This is a genomic window from Pantoea sp. V106_11 (genome assembly GCF_029967885.1).
Taxonomy (GTDB): domain Bacteria; phylum Pseudomonadota; class Gammaproteobacteria; order Enterobacterales; family Enterobacteriaceae; genus Pantoea; species Pantoea ananatis.
In genome coordinates this window covers 158981-179713 of sequence record NZ_JASCAK010000023.1, presented here as the reverse complement: position 1 = coordinate 179713, position 20733 = coordinate 158981, and the positions used below count along the sequence as shown (strand labels likewise).

The 20733-nt window shown below is 52.5% G+C and carries 18 protein-coding genes and 1 pseudogene; 8 read left to right on the top strand and 11 right to left on the bottom strand.

Translation table 11 applies throughout. From position 1 onward, the window contains the following. Window positions 1–103 precede the first annotated feature (103 nt). Window positions 104–262, bottom strand: coding sequence for a YnfU family zinc-binding protein (locus QLG08_RS06855; RefSeq protein WP_217267919.1), 159 nt, complete (start codon window positions 260–262; stop codon window positions 104–106). Window positions 263–583: 321 nt separating this feature from the next. Between QLG08_RS06855 and QLG08_RS06850 the strand changes: the two are divergent. After that, a pseudogene (locus QLG08_RS06850) lies at window positions 584–825 on the top strand (IS30 family transposase); the annotation flags it as partial. A gap of 417 nt (window positions 826–1242) precedes the next feature. Here the strand turns inward: QLG08_RS06850 and QLG08_RS06845 are convergent. Continuing rightward, the gene (locus QLG08_RS06845; protein ID WP_013027843.1) at window positions 1243–1782 is read right to left on the bottom strand and encodes a chorismate mutase; all 540 of its coding nucleotides are present in this window, start codon (window positions 1780–1782) and stop codon (window positions 1243–1245) included. Window positions 1783–2351: 569 nt separating this feature from the next. Between QLG08_RS06845 and QLG08_RS06840 the strand changes: the two genes are divergently transcribed. Beyond that, window positions 2352–4280 carry a methyl-accepting chemotaxis protein gene (locus tag QLG08_RS06840; RefSeq protein WP_110015489.1) on the top strand — a complete coding sequence of 643 codons (1929 nt, stop codon included), beginning with the start codon at window positions 2352–2354 and terminating at the stop codon, window positions 4278–4280. Between the two features lie 138 nt (window positions 4281–4418). Here QLG08_RS06840 and arnF read toward each other — a convergent pair whose 3' ends face one another. Genes arnF through arnB form a run of 7 tightly spaced genes read right to left on the bottom strand, consistent with a single transcriptional unit; the run spans window position 4419 to window position 11775 of the window. Further along, the gene (arnF, locus tag QLG08_RS06835; RefSeq protein WP_013027841.1) at window positions 4419–4796 is read right to left on the bottom strand and encodes a 4-amino-4-deoxy-L-arabinose-phosphoundecaprenol flippase subunit ArnF; all 378 of its coding nucleotides are present in this window, start codon (window positions 4794–4796) and stop codon (window positions 4419–4421) included. Next, window positions 4793–5116: a 4-amino-4-deoxy-L-arabinose-phosphoundecaprenol flippase subunit ArnE gene (gene arnE, locus QLG08_RS06830; RefSeq protein WP_014333104.1), complete on the bottom strand. Its 324-nt coding sequence runs from the start codon at window positions 5114–5116 to the stop codon at window positions 4793–4795. The genes arnF and arnE overlap by 4 nt, the downstream gene beginning before the upstream one ends. Then, entirely contained in the window at window positions 5116–6777 is a 1662-nt protein-coding gene (arnT, locus tag QLG08_RS06825) for a lipid IV(A) 4-amino-4-deoxy-L-arabinosyltransferase (protein WP_282472864.1), read from the bottom strand. Before arnT ends, arnE begins: the two co-directional genes overlap by 1 nt. A 5-nt stretch (window positions 6778–6782) precedes the next feature. Next, window positions 6783–7676, bottom strand: coding sequence for a 4-deoxy-4-formamido-L-arabinose-phosphoundecaprenol deformylase (gene arnD, locus QLG08_RS06820; RefSeq protein WP_013027838.1), 894 nt, complete (start codon window positions 7674–7676; stop codon window positions 6783–6785). Continuing rightward, entirely contained in the window at window positions 7673–9655 is a 1983-nt protein-coding gene (gene arnA / locus QLG08_RS06815) for a bifunctional UDP-4-amino-4-deoxy-L-arabinose formyltransferase/UDP-glucuronic acid oxidase ArnA (RefSeq protein ID WP_282472863.1), read from the bottom strand. The genes arnD and arnA overlap by 4 nt, the downstream gene beginning before the upstream one ends. Beyond that, window positions 9655–10635: an undecaprenyl-phosphate 4-deoxy-4-formamido-L-arabinose transferase gene (gene arnC / locus QLG08_RS06810; protein WP_013027836.1), complete on the bottom strand. Its 981-nt coding sequence runs from the start codon at window positions 10633–10635 to the stop codon at window positions 9655–9657. Before arnC ends, arnA begins: the two co-directional genes overlap by 1 nt. Further along, window positions 10636–11775 (bottom strand): UDP-4-amino-4-deoxy-L-arabinose aminotransferase, encoded by a 1140-nt coding sequence (gene arnB / locus QLG08_RS06805; protein WP_085980275.1) that lies wholly within the window; start codon window positions 11773–11775, stop codon window positions 10636–10638. A 533-nt stretch (window positions 11776–12308) separates the two neighbouring features. Between arnB and QLG08_RS06800 the strand changes: the two genes are divergently transcribed. Next, entirely contained in the window at window positions 12309–12695 is a 387-nt protein-coding gene (locus QLG08_RS06800; RefSeq protein WP_272847724.1) for a VOC family protein, read from the top strand. Between the two features lie 35 nt (window positions 12696–12730). Here the strand turns inward: QLG08_RS06800 and QLG08_RS06795 are convergent, their stop codons facing one another. Then, window positions 12731–13042, bottom strand: coding sequence for a hypothetical protein (locus QLG08_RS06795; protein ID WP_014333098.1), 312 nt, complete (start codon window positions 13040–13042; stop codon window positions 12731–12733). Window positions 13043–13218: 176 nt separating this feature from the next. Between QLG08_RS06795 and QLG08_RS06790 the strand changes: the two genes are divergently transcribed. After that, complete coding sequence (locus QLG08_RS06790; RefSeq protein WP_014604614.1) at window positions 13219–13503, top strand: hypothetical protein; 285 nt, start codon at window positions 13219–13221, stop codon at window positions 13501–13503. A gap of 88 nt (window positions 13504–13591) precedes the next feature. Here QLG08_RS06790 and QLG08_RS06785 read toward each other — a convergent pair whose 3' ends face one another. Further along, window positions 13592–14353, bottom strand: a complete 762-nt coding sequence (locus QLG08_RS06785) for a MipA/OmpV family protein (RefSeq protein WP_241533463.1) — start codon at window positions 14351–14353, stop codon at window positions 13592–13594. A gap of 150 nt (window positions 14354–14503) precedes the next feature. Here QLG08_RS06785 and QLG08_RS06780 point away from each other — a divergent pair, with 150 nt between their 5' ends. From QLG08_RS06780 to QLG08_RS06765, 4 genes are all read left to right on the top strand, one after another. After that, window positions 14504–15196 (top strand): response regulator, encoded by a 693-nt coding sequence (locus tag QLG08_RS06780; protein WP_041457877.1) that lies wholly within the window; start codon window positions 14504–14506, stop codon window positions 15194–15196. Beyond that, window positions 15193–16380 (top strand): ATP-binding protein, encoded by a 1188-nt coding sequence (locus tag QLG08_RS06775; RefSeq protein ID WP_029569546.1) that lies wholly within the window; start codon window positions 15193–15195, stop codon window positions 16378–16380. Before QLG08_RS06780 ends, QLG08_RS06775 begins: the two co-directional genes overlap by 4 nt. A 133-nt stretch (window positions 16381–16513) precedes the next feature. Continuing rightward, entirely contained in the window at window positions 16514–17644 is a 1131-nt protein-coding gene (locus QLG08_RS06770) for an efflux RND transporter periplasmic adaptor subunit (RefSeq protein ID WP_014604610.1), read from the top strand. Next, entirely contained in the window at window positions 17641–20718 is a 3078-nt protein-coding gene (locus tag QLG08_RS06765) for an efflux RND transporter permease subunit (RefSeq protein WP_282472862.1), read from the top strand. The genes QLG08_RS06770 and QLG08_RS06765 overlap by 4 nt, the downstream gene beginning before the upstream one ends. The last annotated feature ends 15 nt before the right edge of the window (window positions 20719–20733 follow it).

The window sequence follows — 20733 nt, the reverse complement described above, 5'->3', positions numbered from 1 at the left end:
AAACGTTCTCTCAGGATGGGCGTAAGGCATCAGGGATTTATCAGCTGCAGGTCCAGGTCTTTACGGTATAACAGGGAAGATCGTCGGATCTGAAAGTCAGGTGCTAACGTGGAGAGACAAAGAGAGATTTACATCCCGGACAAAGCATAGCCTGTTTCAGGCGAATCTTTGAGGCAGGCTGGGAGGAACTTAAACCGCAGGCAGGACAGACTACCGTGGACGGAGCACTCATGAACTTCCTGGCGTAATCGAGAAGAGACATGGTGGTTACCCTTTAGAGGAATGAAACTCATACTATCACAGTTGATTAATTTCCAATCGATTTGTTTCGTTGTTACCTGCCTGCAAGTGAGCAGTTACATAAAGTGGGAGGATTATTTAATTTTGCCCCTGGAAAAAGGCGTCACTTTCATACTTTTTCTAAAAAAATATTATTGCTAAAAACCTCAGTTTTTTACTCACTGTCAAAAAAAGTGCTTGCGACGGTTATTTATGCCCTGTTTTTAAGCGCTTCCGAGAGTATCAACGCTCTAAACAATCAGGGGTGAGGCTCCTTTAAGAACTGATGACCCGCCACACCCGGTTTACTGTAGCAGCAGACATCCAGATTTACTTCTGCGATCCTCAATCCCCTGGCAACATGGCTCAAATGGAAATACGAACAGGATGCTCAGACAATATTTTCCAAAGGGAACTGACTTATCGGTTCACAGCCAGCAAAGACTAAACAGCGTTGCCAGACAGCTCAACGAAAGGCCGAGAAAAACGCCAGACTATGAATCACCCGCAGAAGGGTTCAATAAATGTGTTGCATCTATCGGTTGAACTCACAGCACAAAGCGGACGTTTTAATCTGAATTAACGAGCCGTGTTTCGTATGGCGCTTAAGCGGCATGACGGCGCCAGAGGACGTAAAAGATGGCGCAGATGATGAACGGCCCCTTACGCCCAACGTAGTCGGCTACAGCCATATAAATCGTGACATTCCCTACCTTTCTTTAAACAGCCCTGCAGGCTTTCAGCAATGAAGAAACGCAGGTAACCCGGATGAGCGTGCTTTCGCCGCGAAAGGCGCAATTGCCGGGTTACGAAGCGTCAACTTCCTGCTGACGCTTCGGGGAGTTAAGGATTCTTAGAGTAAAAATTGCGGTACCCGTTAAGGTAGATAACCTGTCACGTTGCAAACGTATGAGAAGACGTTCAAGGATGTTGGACGTGCATTCCGCCGCGCGCGGCGGACCGTTATTTTTTGAGCCGAATGTGCTCCAGCCCCAGCAAAACGTTATTGATGTCGTTATCACTCAGATGCTGGACATTTAGCTGCTGATGTAGCTGAGCTAAATCGCCTTTGGTAAAACCACCCTGTGACAGCTGCTGGTTGATGGCTTGCAAAATCTGTCCGTCTAACAGATTAATCTGCTGGCGCAACTCTGCCAGATCTTTCGCGGGTGGGACGGCATGCGGAGCACTCAACCAGTCTGCCAGATAACGATACTGAATCGCTTTACTTGCATCCATCAGTCCCTGAAAAAAAGCGGTCACAGACTGTGGATCGAGGCCAGCTTTTGCCGATTTCTCTTTGGCTTCGGCTAACACATCCTGTTCCCGAGCCAGGTCTTCAATCGGCTTATTGTGCGTTTTTTTGAAGGCTGCAACATCCTTCATTAACAGCATTCTCTCATGCAGTGCCCGAGAGAGTAGTGAAACGGGTTCTGACGCTGGCGCGGCGGCGGCAGAGCCGCAGAAAATTAATGCAGCAAGAAGAAAGGTCATATATTGCATGTTTGGTTAGCCTGTTTCCAAATAGTTGAAAAAGATTAATCAGATTAAACGTACCTCTCAGGGAGCGAGTTTCATAGAAATATCATTTAATCTCTGTAATTAACTAATACAAATTATAACTAGAATGTTAATCACTAAGCTGGCGATGTTAAGAGAAAGTAACGTATTTTTTCTGCACATTTAAGTTTCAGGGGTGATTATCAAATCTTTAAGATGTTAATAAATACCCGCCGGAAGGCAGATCAACCAACCTATTGATTTTAAAATCTTTTATTCTTGGTAAAGATTTTTAAATTTTATATTTTTTCTGGTTTCAAATGAAAAAAAAAGTCAGCAAAAAACCTGCTTAAATTATTCGCCCCCTAACTATTATGGGCTTAACTGTTAATACTAAACCATAAAAAAGTCGTAAAACAGCGCTTAAACAGACTGATGTCACAGTTGTGAATTTATATTTCAAATTGTCTTTAAAGTTTTCATGGTGGTAGTCGATAAGTTTCATTAAGCAGTGTGGGGTTAATACAGGCTGCAAAACACGCTTTCTTTTTCCTTCCTGTCAGGGTGAAATTATGTTTATTACACGTACGTTTTCCGATATGAAAATAGGAAAAAAGCTGGGGTTGAGTTTTGGCGTGCTTATCGTTGCGACCCTCGCGATAGCGCTTCTGGCCTTTAAAGGTTTCCAAAGCATTAAAGAGAATTCAGCAAAACAAGACGTTACCGTCAACATGGTCAATACACTCAGTAAAGCGCGCATGAACCGTTTACTGTATCAGTACACGAAAGACGAGCAGTATGCTCAGGTCAACGCCCGCGCACTCAACGAATTAAGCGCCCATTTTGACACGTTAAAGAAATTTGACTGGAACGCTCAGGGTGAACAACAGCTTGACGTTCTGGGGAGCGCGTTACAAAGCTATCAAACCCTGCGCCAGGCATTCTATCTCGCCTCCAAAAAGACCTTTGCGGCTTCTGCGGTTATTCAGGGTAACGATCTGCTCACGCTTGGGCAAAGTCTTGATGGGGTGAATATTCCCGCTCAGCCAGAGGTAATGCTGCAGGTATTACGCTTAGCCTCATTACTGAAGGAGGTCGCCGGTGACGTCGAGCGCTTTATTGACAAGCCCACTGAAGCCAGTAAAGTCGAAATTTACGGTAATATTACGTCCATTGAGCAGATCCGAACTCAGCTTTCGGCGCTCGCCATTCCTGAGATCCAGACGGTCCTTAATACGCAAAAAACGGATCTGACGCAATTAAAGCAGGCTTTCACGGACTATATGACTGCCGTGGGTGCAGAGGCCGCTGCCTCTTCACAACTCAGTGCAGTGGCCGAAAAGTTAAATACATCTGTGGCTGAGCTCTTTGACTACCAGGCATCTGAATCTACCAGCGCTCTACTTAACGCTGAACGTCAGATCGCCGTCGTTGCCGCATTGTGTATCCTGCTCAGCCTGTTGGTTGCCTGGCGTATTACGCGCGCCATTACGGTACCGCTGAAAGAAACGTTGAGCGTGGCTCAGCGCATCTCTGAAGGCGACCTTACCGCCACGCTTTCAACCACGCGGCGCGACGAACTGGGCCAGTTGATGCAGGCGGTCAGCGTGATGAACGAAAGTCTGCAAAACATCATCACCAACGTGCGCGACGGAGTGAACAGTGTGGCGCGTGCCTCTTCTGAGATCGCCGCCGGTAATATGGACTTGTCATCGCGCACTGAACAGCAGTCTGCCGCCGTGGTGCAAACCGCTGCCAGTATGGAAGAATTAACTTCCACCGTTAAGCAAAATGCTGAAAACGCGCACCATGCCAGCCAGCTTGCAACGGAAGCATCGGCGAATGCCGGACGGGGCGGTGACATCATTCGTAACGTAGTCACCACCATGCAAGGCATTACAACCAGCTCAGGTAAAATTGGCGAAATCATCAGCGTAATCAATGGAATATCTTTCCAGACAAATATTCTGGCGTTGAACGCAGCTGTTGAAGCGGCACGGGCGGGCGAGCAAGGTCGGGGTTTTGCAGTTGTCGCCGGCGAAGTCAGAAATCTTGCGCAGCGCAGTTCTGTGGCGGCGAAGGAAATCGAGACGCTGATCCGTGACTCACTGCATCGTGTTAACGAAGGGTCCACGCTGGTCGATCAGGCGGGATCGACGATGGATGAAATAGTCTTGTCCGTCACGCAGGTGAAGGACATCATGAGCGAAATCGCGGCGGCTTCCGATGAGCAAAACCGCGGCATATCACAAATTGCTCAGGCAATGACAGAAATGGATACCACAACACAACAAAACGCCGCACTGGTTGAAGAGTCTTCAGCCGCCGCCAGCTCGCTGGAGTCTCAGGCAGAAGAGCTGGAAAAAACGGTCGCCGTGTTCCGTTTGCCCGCGAACAAGAGTGGAATGGCCGTTAGCCACAACACAGCAAAATCTGTGACCAAAGCGCCTGTCTCTCTTCGTCAGCCCAGTCCAGCTGAGGGTAACTGGGAAACGTTCTGACTGTGATGATAAAAAACGCCGGCATAATGCCGGCGTTTGTGTTTGATACGCATCAACGCGGTTCGCCAACCCTGCCCCTGCTCTTTCGGCATAGCCAGACGTTAACTGCCTGACATGGCTCAGAGCGAAACCGTGCTTTCAGCTCGTTTTTCCTGGCTTGACGCACAGACAAAGTAAACCCACCAGGATCAGAAATACCCCCGCCATCGCGCCCGCATGGAACGGCTCTGCAAACAGCGGAAGGCTGATCGCCAGCAACCACACCAGCACGTAGCTGATGCTCAGTAGCGGATAAGCCCGGCTCAGCGGCAGGTGGCGCAATGCTAAAAACCAACTCACCATCGAGCAGGCATACGCCGTTAAACCGCCACACAGCACCAGCAGCGGTAGCCAGTAAAGCGCGTATTGCGTTATCAACATCGGCAGCGCGGGCAACTGGTGCATTGCCCAGCGCAGCATCAGCTGGGCCAGCGTCACCAGTAAGACGCTGCACAGTGCCAGCAGGTAGCCTCTCATGCGTAACTCCCTATGATGGCCACGCCCACCACAATCAGTACGGTGCCCATCCACTGCCAGCGGGTCATTCTTTCCTGCCAGACAAAGCGCGCGGCCAGCGCGACCAGGATGAAATTAATACTCAGCATTGGGTAAGCCAGGCTGACGGGCAACCGCTGCAGCACCAACAGCCAGACGACCATCCCCAGCGCCAGCAGCGCCAAGCTGGCAACCAGCCAGCCTGTAAGTCGTGCCCGGTTGGTCTGACGCGCCGCCTGCTTTTGGCAGAGCTGACCGGCACAGGTAAGCAGACTGGTCAGCAGGACCAACAACAAACTCATCACTCATCAGCCTGGTTATATTGCAGCAAAAGCATCCGACCGTTACGGTAGACAGCATCCGCAGGCGGTAAGTCTGTTGGCGTCGCTTCTCCACGATCCAGCATTAAAATCAATGAGACATTGCCCGCTTTACGATGTGCCTTAAGCCACTGCGGGAAATCTTCGCTGCTGACATAGGAGGAATGCGCATCAGGGAAGCTGAGGCCATATTGCAGTTCGCCTTTTTGACTGTATGCAATGATATCGCTACGCTGCAACGTCCAGGCAATCGCAGAAGAGACGCCTGAATTATCGCTTAATATGTAGCGGCTATTGGCAAGGCTGCTTTCAATGCTGCGAATAAACACCTGAGGTTGCTTCGTGTTTTCAACGCCTTCAGGAATGGCCGAACCCACACAGAGTGCCAGAGCCAGCGGGCATAGTGCCGCTGCCAGCCAACGACTTTGTGGCGATTTCAGGCTGAAAAGCCCCGCAATTGCCCAGCCAGCAAAGGACAACACGGCCATAGACAGCGCCAGCAACTGATGCGGTCCATAGAGCGGTCGATGACTCAAACCCCAAGGCGCAAATACGGCTAATAACGCAATAATACAGGCCGTACCGAATACGATATTTATCCACGCATTGATGGTAAAGACTCGCGTGTTCTGGCGGGCTTTTTGCCAGGCATAGCTGGCCATCAGCAAGGCCAACGGCGCAAAGCAGGGCAGGATATACGTTGGCAGTTTGCCCTTTGCGATACTGAAAAACAGCAGAGGAATGACCACCCAGCTCAGGAGATAAAGCGCACCGGGAGACTGTTTGCGTTCGCGCCAGCCCGACCGCAATGCGCCAGGCAGCAGCGCCAGCCAGGGAAGCGCACCGGCGATCAGGACGGGTACGTAATACCAGAAAGGCGCTTTGTGTTGGGCATTCTCTTCTGCAAAACGCTGAATATGCTCGACCCAGAAAAAGTAATGCCAGAAGTCAGATTGCTGCTGCTGAATCGCGATCGCCCAAGGCGCACTGATTAATGCCGCGCTGACGATGGCAAGCGGGCCAAAAATAACCAGTTCGCGGAAACGCTGGTGCCAGATGGCCCAGGGCAGGATCGCTATCACCGGTACGGCAAGAGCCAGAAAACCTTTGGTCATAAAGCCCATACCGCAGGTCAGCCCTAACAGCAGATAACGCACGACCCTTTGCGGGTTAGTTTGTGCCTCACTGGCATACCAGTAGCTGCACATGGCGGCCACCATCCACAATGTCAGCATCGGGTCCAGCACCGCGTAACTTCCAACGCCGTAAACCAGCAGCGAGGTTAAAAAGATCACGCTGGCCGTTAGCGCCACGCTGCGCTGCGCAAAAATACGGCAGCCCAGCCAGAAAATCAGCACTGCGCTCATCAACGTTGAAAAGACCGAACCAATCCTGACCGCAAAGTTATTGTGGCCAAAAATGGCCTGACCTACGGTGTTGAACCAGTATCCGGCTATCGGTTTTTCAAAATAACGCAGACCGAAGAAATGCGGCGTAATCCAGTTACCGTTTTGCAGCATTTCCCGGCTGATTTCGGCATAACGTGTTTCGTCAGGTTGCCAGAGATTACGGAACTCCAGAGGGACTAAATAATAGAGGATAAAAAGTGAAACCAGTAATAGGGTCTTTTTGGTGGCAGTCATGGTGCTTACCTTGTTAAATTCTCACAACCCAACCAGCCTTCCCGGCCAGCGATATGACCACGAACCACTTTACCCACCGGTAAGGTTTCGAGGTCTGCAGGTAAGAGTTCGCTCAGCGGGCAAAACTGTATTCCCTGCTCACGGGCGCGCTGCAACAACGTATCAAACGCACTAAGCTGGCTGATACCTTCCACTTCGGCATGGATGGTATAAACCGGCGTGCCCTGGTCAGCCTGAATTTTTTCCAGAATGTAGTCGTTGAAACGTTCGGCGCTGAGCGTGGGTCCGACGACCTCGTCCCATGTCGGTAAGGTGACAGGGATCTGAACCGTACCCAGCTCGCCATTTCTTAACTGTGGGCGAAACGGCCTGGTACCGCGGCAGTCGCTGTTGTACTGAAAGCCAAACGTTTCTTTTGCCTGGATTACGCGACCATCAGCGCGCCATCCGGCCACCGCTGAGCAGGTCACAGGTTGTCCGGTTATGGCTTCCAGCGCGTCGCGCCCTAACGCTATCTGTTGAATGAGCTGCGGCGCTTTCCAGACGCCCGCCCAGGTTTGCCAGGCAAAATGATCCCAGGCATGCAGACCGACCTCATGGCGATCGGCGGTTGAGCGAATGATATCGCTCATCCCTGCCCCGATCCGCTTTCCTGGCCAGGCCGTTCCGGCTAACAGAATGTCCCAGCCATAAAGGGATGCTGCGCGTGAGCGCAGCATTTTCCACAGAAAGCGTGGTTTCATCAGACGCCATAAATGGCGTCCCATGTTGTCGGGTCCGACACTAAAGAAAAACGACGCCTGGAGATCATGTTTATTGAACAGATCCAGAAGCGCGGGGACGCCAAGTTTTGTCCCGCGCCAGGTATCTACATCAACACGCAGACCAACCTTTCTCATTCCTTGTCGTCCTGAAGCTCAACGGTACGCAGGAAGAAGTCGAGCGTATTATCAATCGTGGTGTTCATTTCCACGGTAGGCGTCCAGCCGAGCAGACGTTTAGCATTACGGATTGATGGCTTACGGTGTTCAACATCCTGATAGCCCTTGCCGTAGTAGCTGCTGCTCTCCACTTCGCGGAAGCCGGCAAACGGTGGGAAGCTGGCACGCAGCGGATGACGTTCAAAGCTTTCCAGCAGACGCTCAGCCAGCTCTTTGATACTGGCTTCGTTATCCGGGTTACCGATGTTGATGATTTGTCCGTCGCAATTATTGTTTTTGTTTTCAATAATTTTAAACAGCGCTTCGACACCGTCGCTGATATCGGTAAAACAACGCTTCTGGCGACCACCATCAAACAGCTTGATGGGCGATCCTTCCACCAGGTTTAAGATCAGCTGAGTGATCGCACGTGAACTCCCAATACGCGCCGCGTTCAGGTTGTCTAAGCGCGGGCCCATCCAGTTGAAAGGACGGAACAGGGTAAAGCGCAGCCCTTCTTTTTCCCCGTAAGCCCAGATAACGCGATCCAGCAGTTGCTTGGAAACGGAATAAATCCAGCGCTGTTTGTTAATTGGACCCACGACCAGATTTGAGTGATCCTCATCGAAATTCGCATCGGTACACATGCCGTACACTTCAGACGTCGAGGGGAAAATAATGCGTTTGCCGTATTTAACGCAGTCGCGAACAATTTTGAGGTTTTCTTCAAAATCCAGTTCGAAAACGCGCAGCGGATTACGGGTATATTCAATCGGTGTTGCGATGGCCACCAGGGGCAGGATCACATCACATTTTTTGATGTGATACTCAATCCACTCAGAGTGAATACTGATGTCGCCTTCAACAAACTGGAAGCGTGGATGTCCGACAAACCGGCTAATCGCATCAGAACCGATATCCAGACCAAAGACTTCGAAATTGTCATCCTGCAGCAAACGTTCGGTCAGATGGTTACCGATAAACCCGTTCACACCCAGAATTAAGACACGGGTACGGCGTTTTACGGCTGCAACGGCCTGTGAATAAAGCAGTGCGCCATTCACCATGCCCAGATGCTGAGCCAGCTGAACACCGTTCATGTACACGCTGTTTGCGGTCTGGCCGGTCTGAATCTCCAGGGCGCCTTCTCCACAGGCCACGACAAATGGCTCTGCAGACAGCACGGTGCCGGGCCTGACGTTATGCGGGGTAGAGAGTACTTTTGCTTTCCAGACTACGAATTTGGTGGTGCCGGCAAAGGCAAACGCGCCCGGCCACGGATCGGTCACCGCACGCACCAGATTATTAATTTGGCTGGCAGGCAGCGCCCAGTTAATCCGGCCATCTTCTGGCGTACGACGGCCCACGACCGTGGCGTCCGCTTCATTTTGCGGGGTGCCAACGATGTTGCCCTGTTTCATGGCAAGTAAAGCACTTTCAAGAAGTGCGCTGGCGCAGTCAACCAGCTTGCGGTGCAGCGTCAGTGCGTTATCTTCATCGGCGATGGCGACACGTTGCTGAGCAATGATCTCCCCCGCGTCCGCTTTTTTAACCATGCGGTGTAAAGTGACACCGGTTTCGGTTTCTCCGTTGACCAGCGCCCAGTTTAATGGTGCGCGTCCGCGATATTTCGGCAGCAGTGAGCCGTGAAGGTTAAAGGCACCCTGCTTCGCACTGTTCAGAATCTGATCGCACAGCAGGTTACGGTAATAGAAAGAGAAAATCACATCGGGTTCAGCCGATTTGATGCGATCGATCCACAGAGGATGGTTAACTTCATCCGGAGCATAAACCGGGATAGAATTTTCAGCCGCGATTCGCGCCACTGAGCCAAAAAAGTGATTTTCTGACGCCGTGTCGGCATGGGTATAGATCGCGCTGATGGTAAAGCCCGCTTTTAACAGCGCATTGATGCCCGCACAACCCATGTCGTGATAAGCGAAGACGATAGTTTTCATTACTCGGTTTCCTGTACAGAACGGTCTTTCTGAGGATTGATAACACGTTGAATAAAATAGCGAGGTCTGGCACGAACATCGTTGTAAATACGGCCGATATACTCGCCAAGCAGCCCCATACCAATAAACTGCGCGCCGATGAAAATAAACAGCACGGCAAATAACACGAAGACGCCATCACCGGCCCAGGCTGCTCCAAAACACAGTCGCAGAAGAATCAACACCACGGAGAAGGCAAAACCAGTCAGCGCAATAAGGCTGCCGAGCACGCTCAGCATGCGTAACGGGGTCGTGGTAAGGCAGGTCACCAGGTCATACATCAGGTTGATTAAGCGCATGAAGCTGTATTTTGAACTGCCGTGCTCACGTTCAGCATGAGTGACGGGCAATTCGATCGTGCGTCGTGCAAAGGTATTCGCCAGAATAGGGATAAACGTGCTGCGCTCGTGGCAGTTCAGCATGGCATCAATGATGTGGCGACGGTAAGCCCGCAGCATGCAACCATAATCACCCATCGATTTTCCGGTCACGCGCTGAATCATCTGGTTGATGGTGCGTGATGCCTGACGGCGGAACCAGCTGTCCTGGCGATTCTGGCGAACGGTGCCCACAACGTCATAGCCTTCCTGGGCGGCAGCCACCAGACGCGGGATCTCTTCAGGTGGATTTTGCAAGTCTGCATCCAGCGTGATAATCAAATCTCCGCTGACGTGACTGAAGCCCGCCATGATCGCGGAGTGCTGGCCATAATTACGGTTAAGTAGCACAGCCACAATATGGCTGTCCGGCAGCGAGGCGGCGTCAGCAATCATTACGGCTGATGCATCCTGGCTCCCGTCGTCAACCAACAGGATCTCATAGTCCAGATTAAGACTTTTACAGGCATCATTCGTGCGCTGAATTAATGCCGGTAAACTTTCCTGCTCGTTATAGACCGGGATCACTACCGATACTTTTTCAATCTCTTTATCGTCGAACATTTAAACCCCAGTCAGTTCACGTAGTGCGCTGATAACGCGTTCAACGTCATCATCTGTCATGTCGGGAAACAGCGGAATCGAACAAATGCGTTCGCTGTTCCACTCAGTCGCGGGCAACGATAATTGCGGATAGTGCTCGCGGTAATATTTGTGCGTGTGGGCCGCGCGGAAATGGAGGCCGGTTCCGATATCCTGCTCTTTAAGCTTCTGCATCAGCGCATCGCGAGAGAAACCACATGCCTGCTCATCCACACGGATGATGAAGAGATGCCACGCATGCTGGTGCGACCAGGCGGGCGGAACCAGCGGCTTGAAGGGCGTATCTTTCAGCGCCTCCAGATAGCGTTGCGCAATGGCCGCGCGGCGCTGGTTGATTTCAGGCAACTTTTCAAGCTGGACCAGCGCAATGGCCGCGCTGATATCAGGCAGGTTGTATTTAAAGCCGGGCATGATGACTTCCGCCTGCGGCTGACGGCCATGGGTTTGTCTGTCAAAGGCATCGACGCCAAGGCCATGAAATTTGAGGCTACGGATCCGATCGGCAAGGGCAGCATCGTCGGTCACGACCAGACCACCCTCGGCGCAGGTCATATTTTTGATAGCGTGGAATGAAAAAATAGCATTGCCATGCCCGCCAACATGCTTGCCCTTGTAATACGTGCCGGCCGCATGTGCCGCATCTTCGATGACCGGAATGCCATGGCGTTTGCCAATAGCATAAATGGCATCGATATCGGCGGGTGCGCCAGCGTAGTGGACAGGGATGATCGCTTTGGTATTTGGGGTGATTGCCGCTTCAATGGCTTCAGGCGTGACCATCAGGTTATCGACGTCAATATCGATCATGACCGGTGTGGCGCCCAGTAAAGTGATGATGTTGAGTGTGGAAACCCAGGTCAGTGAAGGGGTAATAACCTCATCCCCTGCCTTAATGCCCAGCGCCATCAACATGACATGCATACCGGCGGTGGCGGAAGTCACGGCGATAGCGTGTTGATTTCCGGTCAGCTGGCAGAATGCACGCTCAAGTTCTGCACATTTTGGCCCGGTAGTAATCCATCCCGATGCAAACACATCACGTACTGCAGACAGTTCAGTTTCACCCAGAGATGGGCGGGAAAACGGAAGAAACGCCATCAAGTAATATCCTTAAACTGTTTTGCCGTTTTTCTACAAACTGAGATGAAGTTTGAAATGCAAAAGTGAGAAAAATGCAATTGAACGTTCATCAAACGTCGTCAAAATCGGCAAAAAACAGGCAAAATCACAAAAATCTGGCAAGAGAAATAAAACATTAGAAAAATATTTATTTCACACCGGTCTCAAATCATACGCCCGGAACCTTAACCAAACATTAAACACCTTGAGAAATTAACAAATTGACATGATATTTCTCACTTTTACCAGACTAATCACATTAAATAAACAGATATGTTTGACAGTTGCGTGAAGGTACTAAAAAGACAGTTTGGCGTTCAAAAAAGTCTGAAGACAAAATTGACAGAATCGCTACGATCGGGGAAAGTCACAGAGGTGAATCGCGTTATTTATTAGTCGTCTGGCCCGCTTTATTCGACAGAAAATCTCACTTAACCACAATTTTATTGAAATTCAGGGTGTTACCCGTAACCATGCGTCCCAATGAAACCTCAGCCACTCAATACTGGAACCCGATGGTGCCTGAACTTGCCGTGACGGATTTTGCGGCATCCTGGGCTTTTTACGTGGAGGCGATCGGTTTTAAGGTGAGAATCAGGCGCGAGAATCCTGACTTTGCCTATCTCTGTTATGGTCAAGCACAGCTAATGATTGAACAGGTGCACAATGGCGGTTGGCTCACCGCTGAAATGGCCTATCCTCTGGGACGAGGAATAAACTTACAGATTGACGTTCCGGACATCGAGACGCTCTACAGTCGTCTGCTCAGATTGAGTACGCCCCTCTTTCGGCCGCTACGCGAAAATTGTTACGACACGGGGGAACGCGTCGAATGTCAAAAAGAGTTCCTGGTTCAGGACCCCGACGGCTATCTTCTCCGCTTTTGTCAGCCTGTCGGCTGATTTCATCAACCGACGGGCGCACCGATATTGAGCATTTACAGCGGCACGATTTCGCTCACCTGATGCTGGAAAACATAGGGGTCAGAGACTAAGGCAAAGGCCTTATCATCCGGCCAGGTCACGGCGACGTGGTAATTTTCACCCGCAAACTTTTTCACTGCAGTTAAATCCTCCCAGTACGTCGCCAGAAAAAAATGCTGCCACTCTCCCTGCGTTTCCTGATGCACGAAAGCGGCTTTATTCCCTGGCGTCGCCAGGGCGTGCTCAACACCCGTCTTTTGTAGATGGCGGGCAAACCCTTCGGCATGTTCTCGCGGAACGCATCCGTGCCATGTCCTGACAATCATTTTTTCTCCTTAAGACCAGTCTGCATTAGAGGGTAATACCTTGATTTTACACATCACTCTTGAAAAATACGGAAAAATTTTGCCTCGCACTGGCACAAATCCTAATTTGTTCTACATTTACTGGCCCGACCAGGGATAACGACATTAATCACAGCAATAACTTAACGGTAACAAACATGGAATTGAGCAAATTTGAGGTCAGAACTGGCCTGTGGCCACACATGCATTTCACCGACATCGAATACGATCAGCGCGGCAGCAGCTACGAAATTTATGCCACTGATGTGACGCATCAGACCAAGAGTAAGCTGTTTATTTGCCGGACGGTTGATGAACAACAGGCGAGACTGCTGGCTGAGCAGTTCAGGATTTGGCTGCCTAAGATCAACAGCAAAAAGCGCAAAGCAGCCGCAAAGAAATCGCCAACAGGCTATGACCGGATTGCATGCCATAAAGGTTAAGCGCTGACAGACCTGTTTTGGGGGTTGGCTTAACCCTCACAGGAACTCAGCGCCCGTAGCCGTCAGACAATCCTGTTGGTCTGGCCTGTCAGAATGAGTAGGTGATTGCCGCCGTCACGGAGGCCCCCCCGCGGCGGAAGACAATTGGACTGTCCGCCGCGTTTTTATCCAGCCAGCTGTAATCGCCGATTAAACTGGTTCCCCATCCTGAAGCAAACTGATGGCTCCATGTCACACTGGCATCCGTCCCATAGAAGCCGCCATGGGCGGTGTAATCGGCGTAACCGCTTCGGACATGCTGCTCCCTGCTTACCCCGTAAAACGTGTTGATATAGCGCGCATCCCCAAACAGTCCTGCTATCTGCAATGCTACAGTGTCACTTTTCGTCTGCCATGGAATGAGGGTGACCGATGTCTGATACTGAACACCCTGGCTGTCGCTTAGCGGAAGCGTCGCTTTTCCTTCCACGATAAACCAGGGCGTTACCGACCAGCCGAGAGCCAGGGCGGTATTGACAACCGGATCGATATTCCCCATGCCTTTCAGGCTGTCGTCCCCTGCTCTCCACGACGAATCACGGTCTGAGCGACCCAGACTTAATCCCAGTGTATGCTCCAGGTAAAGGCCGTTTTCAGCCTGTAAGTCGTAACCTATCCCTTTCTGAGAATCAAAAAATATCGGCCCCTCGCGCCACTGAATAACCGGAACGGCTTGCCAGTGATGCTGTTTCGCCCCGCTGTAACGTGGTGTATTGTTTGCCGCCAAACCCACTGTCAGGCTGTTTTCCGGCGCAGAACTGTCATCTGCCCTGGCATTCAGAACACTTAGCGTCAGCATTAAACTGACCATGTGAAGCGCATGTTTTCCGGTTATTATCACTTTGCTTGATCTCATCAGGTGGTGTCGTAAAGGCGACATTGTCGCGACCAGGCTGGAGTATAAAAACAGCATGTCAACAAAAGCCCAGGAAACGATGGAGAAACGGTCAAGGTGGCCCAAATGAAAACAAAACGCGTACTGATTATTGAAGATGACGCCGATGCCGCCAGCGTACTGGAAGCCTATCTGAAACGTGATGGCTACGACGTGATGGTCGCCAGTAACGGCATGACGGGGCTGGAACATGTCGGGCGTTGGCAACCTGACCTGATATTGCTGGACGTCATGCTGCCGGTGATGAATGGCACTGAAGTGCTGGCCGCGATCAGACGCAGCGGTGACACGCCCGTTATTATGGTAACCGCGATGGGAGACGCGCCAGACAGAATCGGCGCGTTGCGCTACGGCGCAGATGACTATGTCGTTAAACCCTACCATCCCGGCGAGGTGGTCGCGCGCGTTCAGGCCGTACTGCGCCGCGCGCGTCAAGCGAAAGTGGCGGATGATAAGCTCTGCTGGGCAGGGCTGGAGGTCGATCCTGACTCCCTGACCGCGGTGGTTAACAATGCACAAGGCACTCACCGACTCGATCTGACACCGACGGAATTTTCCATTCTGGTGACCTTAATGCGCGCACCCACTCGCCCGTTCAGCCGACTGTTTTTGCTCGAGAACTGTCTGCCAGAGAGTGATGCGCTTGAACGCGTCGTTGATACTCACGTCTACAATCTCCGCCGCAAGCTTGAGGCCGCAGGGATGACGGAGATTTTACCCGCAGTGCGCAGCGTGGGTTACAGGTTCAGACAACCATGAAGCCAGACAGCAACGATTCAATGTGGCGCTGGATCTGTATCCGCATACTGATTCTCGGCTTAGGCGGCGTGATTCTTATCGCCTTTTGCATGTGGCTGAGATTTGCCCTGCAAATACTCTGGGTTTACTACCGTATGCCCGCCGCACTCTGGGCAGAGTTTTCCCAACTGCGCCTGCATCCGGAGCAGGATCCGGCTCGCTTTCATCAGATCGTCGATCAATGGTGGGGCGTTGGCTTTTCCGACCCTTCTATTGCGTCTTCGGACTGGATTACCGTAGCCGTGCTGGTCGCTTTCATTATTCCCTTTTTTGTGGTGATGGGATTGCGCTTTGCCTTGCCGCTGGCAAAACAATTCAGCCAGTTGGCGCACGCGGCGCGTGATGTCGCACGGGGAAAATTCAGCACCTCGGTCGGTCAGGTAAAAGGCGCGCCGCAGGAGTTAGTGCGGTTCACCGATGACTTTAACCTGATGACCCAGCAGCTGGCGCGCTATGAGCGTGAACTTAAAGCCTCACATGTTGCGATTGCCCATGAACTCCGCTCGCCCTTAACCGCGGCCATGGGGCGACTACAGGGCATTGTGGACGGCGTGTTTGAACCCGAACCTCGGCAGTTTTCCATGATTATGAAGCAGCTGACGCAACTGAGCCGGCTGACAGACGAGCTCCATCTGCTGTCGCTAGCCGATGCCGGTCAGCTGAGCCTGAATCTGTCCCGGTTTAATCTTGCTGACCTGGTGCGGGAAAGGGCTTCCTGGCTGGCGCTACAGGCGGAGGCTGAGCAGGTGGAAATAGATGTTCAGTCACCAACATCGTTGCCTTATACGGGCGATGCTTTCCGCTTCGGTCAGGTGATCACGATTTTAATGGAGAATGCATTGCGCTATGCGGCCGAAGGCAAGCGAATTTCCATTGATGCGCACGCCTCAGACTCCGCCATCACCCTGCAGTTTCGTGATTATGGTCCGGGTGTCGATCCTCAGTTCTTAAGCGTTATCTTTGACCGTTTCACCCGGGCAGACTCCTCCCGGGCCCGTCATTCTGGCGGGAGCGGTTTGGGATTGTCTATTGCGAAAGCCATCGTTGAGGCTCACGGCGGTGCTATCCGTGCCAGCCTGCCGCCTGAAGGAGGATTACACATCATGATTACGCTGCCCATAATAGAAAGCCTGCCAGCAGAGTAGGACCGGCAAAAGTGAAGCCTGCGCGCCCTGCGCCAGGCATTTTTGCTGACCTTGACCATTTCTTGATGATTCATAAAAGGATTCTGGACATAAGCCACGTTAAATGAGGCTGTCTCATTTAAGGAATCCGGCTATGACAGATTTTATTCCTTGTTTTGCTCGCCAGGCGCTGCGCCACCTCACCCTCTTCAACGCTGCTGTACCGCCACTGTTCGTGGTAGGCATCTTGATACTTGCAGGGTGTAGAGATGAAAAGCCTGCCCAGCGGGACACGCTACGTCCCGTCCGTACCCTGACGGTACCGCCCTTTTCCAGTGGCGGTCTTATGACGCAAACGGGTGAGATCCGGGCGCACGAAGAAATAGCATTAGCGTTCAGACTGGAGGGTCGGGTAACCGCCCGAACGACCGATATGGGTCAGCACGTTACCGCAGGTCAGGTGCTTGCGACATTAGAGAGTAACGCTGCCCAAAATCAGCTCAGCAGCGCGACGGCCGATCTCAACAGTGCACGGGCATCGGAGCGCGTTGCCGCTCTCACGCTTCACCGTATGAAGCTGCTCATGCCGGGCGGTGCCATCTCCCGCGCGCAGTTAGATAGCGCGCAAGGTGACTGGCAGGTCGCCGTTTCCCGCCGTCAAAGCAGTGAGGCTGCGCTTAAAAATGCGCGCGATAATATGGCCTGGACACAGCTCACCGCACCGCGTGACGGCGTGATCACCTCGATAAACGTTCAGCCCGGGCAGGTGGTGAGTGCGGCGCAGACGGTCATGACGCTGGCAGCCGACGGCAAGCGCGATGCCGTGTTTGACCTCGCCGAACCTACACTCACAGAAAAGGCGACAACCACGCCGATCCGGATCGCGCTGTTATCCAATCCTGCGCTGAAGGCGGACGGGCAGTTTCGTGATATCAGCCCGCAGGCCGATTCACAAACCCGCACCTGGCGGCTTCGCGTGACGCTGACCAATCCGCCAGCCGATATGGCACTGGGTTCAACGGTACTGGGCACTTTTCCCGGAAAAGTGGACCAGGTCATTGCGCTGCCAGCCAGTGCACTCACGCGAGCCGGGGAGCGGCCTGCCGTCTTCGTCGTTAACAGCAAAACCCAGCAGATTCAGGTCAGGCCCATCCAACTGACGCGGTTTGATGCACAGCAGATCTATCTCAGCGCTGGCGTGCAGCCGGGCGAGCGCGTGGTCACCGCAGGCGTAAAAACATTGCTGCCAGGCGAGCGCGTCAGGCTTGAGGAGAACGACAAATGAAACCGGACAGCACTCTGCACGGCGTTAACCTGTCCGCCTGGGCGCTAGCGCACCAGCAGCTGGTGATCTTCTTTATGCTGTTAGTGATGACGACGGGTGTTCTCAGCTACATCGATCTGCCGCGTAATGAAGATCCCGCCTTTACGATTAAAACGGCGGTGGTGTCGGCACAGTGGCCTGGCGCCACGGTCGAAGACACCATGCAGTTGGTCACCGATACGTTGGAAAAAAAGCTTCAGGAAACGCCTTCGCTGGATTTTATTGAAAGTGAAACGCGGGCTGGCAAGACGGTGATATTTGTTAATCTGCGCGATGATACGCCCCCGGCACAGGTTCCAACCATCTGGTACCAGATCCGGAAAAAAATGCAGGATATCGCCCCAAGCCTGCCGCAAGGCGTTCAGGGCCCAGGCGTCAATGATGAGTTTGGTGATACGTTTGGCACCATTTATGGTTTTACCGCCGATGGCTTCAGCCCACGTGAACTGCGCGATAAGGTCGATAATATTCGTCGTGACCTGATGGATGTGCCTGACACGGGCAAAATTACCCTGTTGGGTGAACAGGAGGAGCAGATTGTTATCGCCTTCTCACCCAGGAAGCTGGATGGTATGGGCCTTACGCTTCAGCAAGTCAGCGATGCATTAACGGCGCAGAATGCCGTGGCGCCCGCGGGGGAAATACGCACCGATAAAGAGAATATTGCGCTTCGTGTCAGCGGTGCGCTGACGACGGTGGCAAACCTGGAGGCGGTTACACTGCGCATTGGTCAGCGCTTTATCCCGCTGTCGGATATTGCGACGATCTCGCTTCAGCCCTCACAGCCACCCTCTTCCACCTTTCGTGTCAATGGTGAGCCCGCCATTGGGCTGGCGGTTTCCATGGCCCCTTCTGGCAACATGCTCAGATTTGGCCAGGCACTCAATCAGCGGATGGTAATTATCGCCAGCCAGTTACCGCATGGTATCAATATGATAAAAGTCGCCGATCAATCCACCGTCGTCAAAACGGCGGTTAGCGGATTTGTTCAGGTGCTGGCGGAAGCCGTCATCATTGTCCTGGCGATATCCTTTTTTTCGCTGGGTTTTCGGGCGGGGCTGGTGGTCGCGGCGGCGATCCCGTTGGTGCTGGCTATGACGTTTGTTGGAATGACGTTTGCAGGGATAGGTTTGCAACGTATTTCACTGGGCGCCTTAATTATTGCACTCGGGCTGCTGGTTGATGATGCGATGATCACGGTGGAAACCATGGTGTCACGCATTGAAGCAGGCGACAGCAAATGGCAGGCGGCAACATTTGCGTTTAAAACCACGGCCTTCCCTATGCTGACGGGCACGCTGGTGATGATAGCCGGTTTTATCCCGGTGGGCTTTGCCGCCTCCAGCGCGGGCGAATATTGTTACTCGCTTTTTGCGGTTGTCTTGATTTCTCTGCTCTGCTCCTGGGTGGTGGCTATTCTGTTTTCACCCGTGACAGGCACCTGGCTGCTGACCGATAGCGCCCGCGCAACGCACAAACAGCCGGGGCTGATGGGCCGATTTTATCGCCGCCTGCTCGATCAAACGCTTAAGTATCGCTGGACGACGGTCACTCTCGCCCTCCTGCTGCTGGGCATGGGGAGCTTCGGCACAACGCTGATGCAGGGGGAATTTTTCCCCGCCTCAGACCGCCCTGAGCTGTTAGTGAACCTGACATTGCCCGCGAATGCCTCTCAAACCGAAACCACCCGGCGAACCGGACAACTGGAAAACCTGATACGCAGCGATAACGACATCGATCATTTCTCCAGTTATGTCGGCTCTGGCGCGGTACGTTTCTATTTGCCGATGGAGGTCTTGCTGGACAATGAAAATACTGCCCAGCTGGTGGTGGTTGCGAAGAGCCTTGACGCTCGTGACAGAGTACGCAACAAGCTGGATCACATCCTGGCACGTGACTTTAGTGATATCACCTCGCGCGTTTCGCCCCTTGAACTGGGGCCACCGATTGGCTGGCCGCTAAAGTACCGCGTTACAGGCCCCGACTACAGGCAGGTTCGTGAAATTGCGGAAAAACTGGCCTTACAGCTGTCACGATCGCCAAATACGCGTGAGGTGAATATGACAGCAGGTGAACCCGAGCGGGTTATCAGACTTGATGTCAATCAGACGGCAGCGCGTGCGGTTGGTGTCTCTTCTGAAAGCATCGCCTCCATGCTGAATACTGTGACGTCAGGCAGTAAGGTAACCACGATCCGTGATCGTAACCGACTGATTGATGTAGTGCTCAGGGGAAACGATGAGGAACGGCAAAATACCGATATCCTCAACGGTCTGATGCTGGATACCGCCTCTGGACAGAAAATCCCACTGGGTCAGGTTGCGACATTGAAATGGCAGCTTGAGGATCCGGTTATCTGGCGACGTCAGCGCCAGCCTTACATTACGGTGCAAACCGATATTGCCCCTACGGCGCGTGCTGAAAACGTTTCAGATCAGCTGAAGCCCGAACTGGATACATTCCGCGCGTCCTTGCCTGCCGGCTATCATATTGAAGAAGGCGGTACCGTCGCCGAATCGGATAAAGGTAACCGATCGGTGTTTGCGGTGTTGCCGGTCACGCTGAGTGTGATGCTTATCCTGTTGATGCTGCAGTTGAAACGCTTCTCAAGAATGTTGCTGGCGCTGCTGATGGCCCCTTTCGGCTTACCCGGCATCGTTATCGCCATGTTGCCGAGTGGAACGCCAATGGGATTTGTTGCGCTGTTAGGGATTATCGCGCTGGCAGGCATGATCATCCGTAACGCGGTGATCATGATCAGTGAGGTGGACAGTAATACTCAGGCAGGCATGATGCACAACGAGGCGATTTATCACGCGGCTATTCATCGCGCCCGACCAATATTACTGACGGCTTGTGCGGCGATATTCGGCATGTTGCCCATCTCCCGGCAGGTGTTCTGGGGGCCAATGGCGTACGCCATTATCGGCGGTCTGGTCACCGGAACGCTGGTCACGTTAACGCTGTTACCGGCCTCGCTCAGCCTGGTCATGCAAAGAGAAGGACGCCGTCAGAATCAGGTGCAAGATCAGTGAGTGATAACCGGCAGT

Excerpts from the sequence above, each read along its gene's own strand:
- QLG08_RS06855 (WP_217267919.1), bottom strand. The coding sequence starts at position 262 with ATGTCTCTTCTCGATTACGCCAGGAAGTTCATGAGTGCTCCGTCCACG.
- QLG08_RS06845 (WP_013027843.1), bottom strand. The coding sequence starts at position 1,782 with ATGCAATATATGACCTTTCTTCTTGCTGCATTAATTTTCTGCGGCTCT.
- QLG08_RS06840 (WP_110015489.1), top strand. The coding sequence starts at position 2,352 with ATGTTTATTACACGTACGTTTTCCGATATGAAAATAGGAAAAAAGCTG.
- arnF (WP_013027841.1), bottom strand. The coding sequence starts at position 4,796 with ATGAGAGGCTACCTGCTGGCACTGTGCAGCGTCTTACTGGTGACGCTG.
- arnE (WP_014333104.1), bottom strand. The coding sequence starts at position 5,116 with ATGAGTTTGTTGTTGGTCCTGCTGACCAGTCTGCTTACCTGTGCCGGT.
- arnT (WP_282472864.1), bottom strand. The coding sequence starts at position 6,777 with ATGACTGCCACCAAAAAGACCCTATTACTGGTTTCACTTTTTATCCTC.
- arnD (WP_013027838.1), bottom strand. The coding sequence starts at position 7,676 with ATGAGAAAGGTTGGTCTGCGTGTTGATGTAGATACCTGGCGCGGGACA.
- arnA (WP_282472863.1), bottom strand. The coding sequence starts at position 9,655 with ATGAAAACTATCGTCTTCGCTTATCACGACATGGGTTGTGCGGGCATC.
- arnC (WP_013027836.1), bottom strand. The coding sequence starts at position 10,635 with ATGTTCGACGATAAAGAGATTGAAAAAGTATCGGTAGTGATCCCGGTC.
- QLG08_RS06800 (WP_272847724.1), top strand. The coding sequence starts at position 12,309 with ATGGTGCCTGAACTTGCCGTGACGGATTTTGCGGCATCCTGGGCTTTT.
- QLG08_RS06795 (WP_014333098.1), bottom strand. The coding sequence starts at position 13,042 with ATGATTGTCAGGACATGGCACGGATGCGTTCCGCGAGAACATGCCGAA.
- QLG08_RS06790 (WP_014604614.1), top strand. The coding sequence starts at position 13,219 with ATGGAATTGAGCAAATTTGAGGTCAGAACTGGCCTGTGGCCACACATG.
- QLG08_RS06785 (WP_241533463.1), bottom strand. The coding sequence starts at position 14,353 with ATGGTCAGTTTAATGCTGACGCTAAGTGTTCTGAATGCCAGGGCAGAT.
- QLG08_RS06780 (WP_041457877.1), top strand. The coding sequence starts at position 14,504 with ATGAAAACAAAACGCGTACTGATTATTGAAGATGACGCCGATGCCGCC.
- QLG08_RS06775 (WP_029569546.1), top strand. The coding sequence starts at position 15,193 with ATGAAGCCAGACAGCAACGATTCAATGTGGCGCTGGATCTGTATCCGC.
- QLG08_RS06770 (WP_014604610.1), top strand. The coding sequence starts at position 16,514 with ATGACAGATTTTATTCCTTGTTTTGCTCGCCAGGCGCTGCGCCACCTC.
- QLG08_RS06765 (WP_282472862.1), top strand. The coding sequence starts at position 17,641 with ATGAAACCGGACAGCACTCTGCACGGCGTTAACCTGTCCGCCTGGGCG.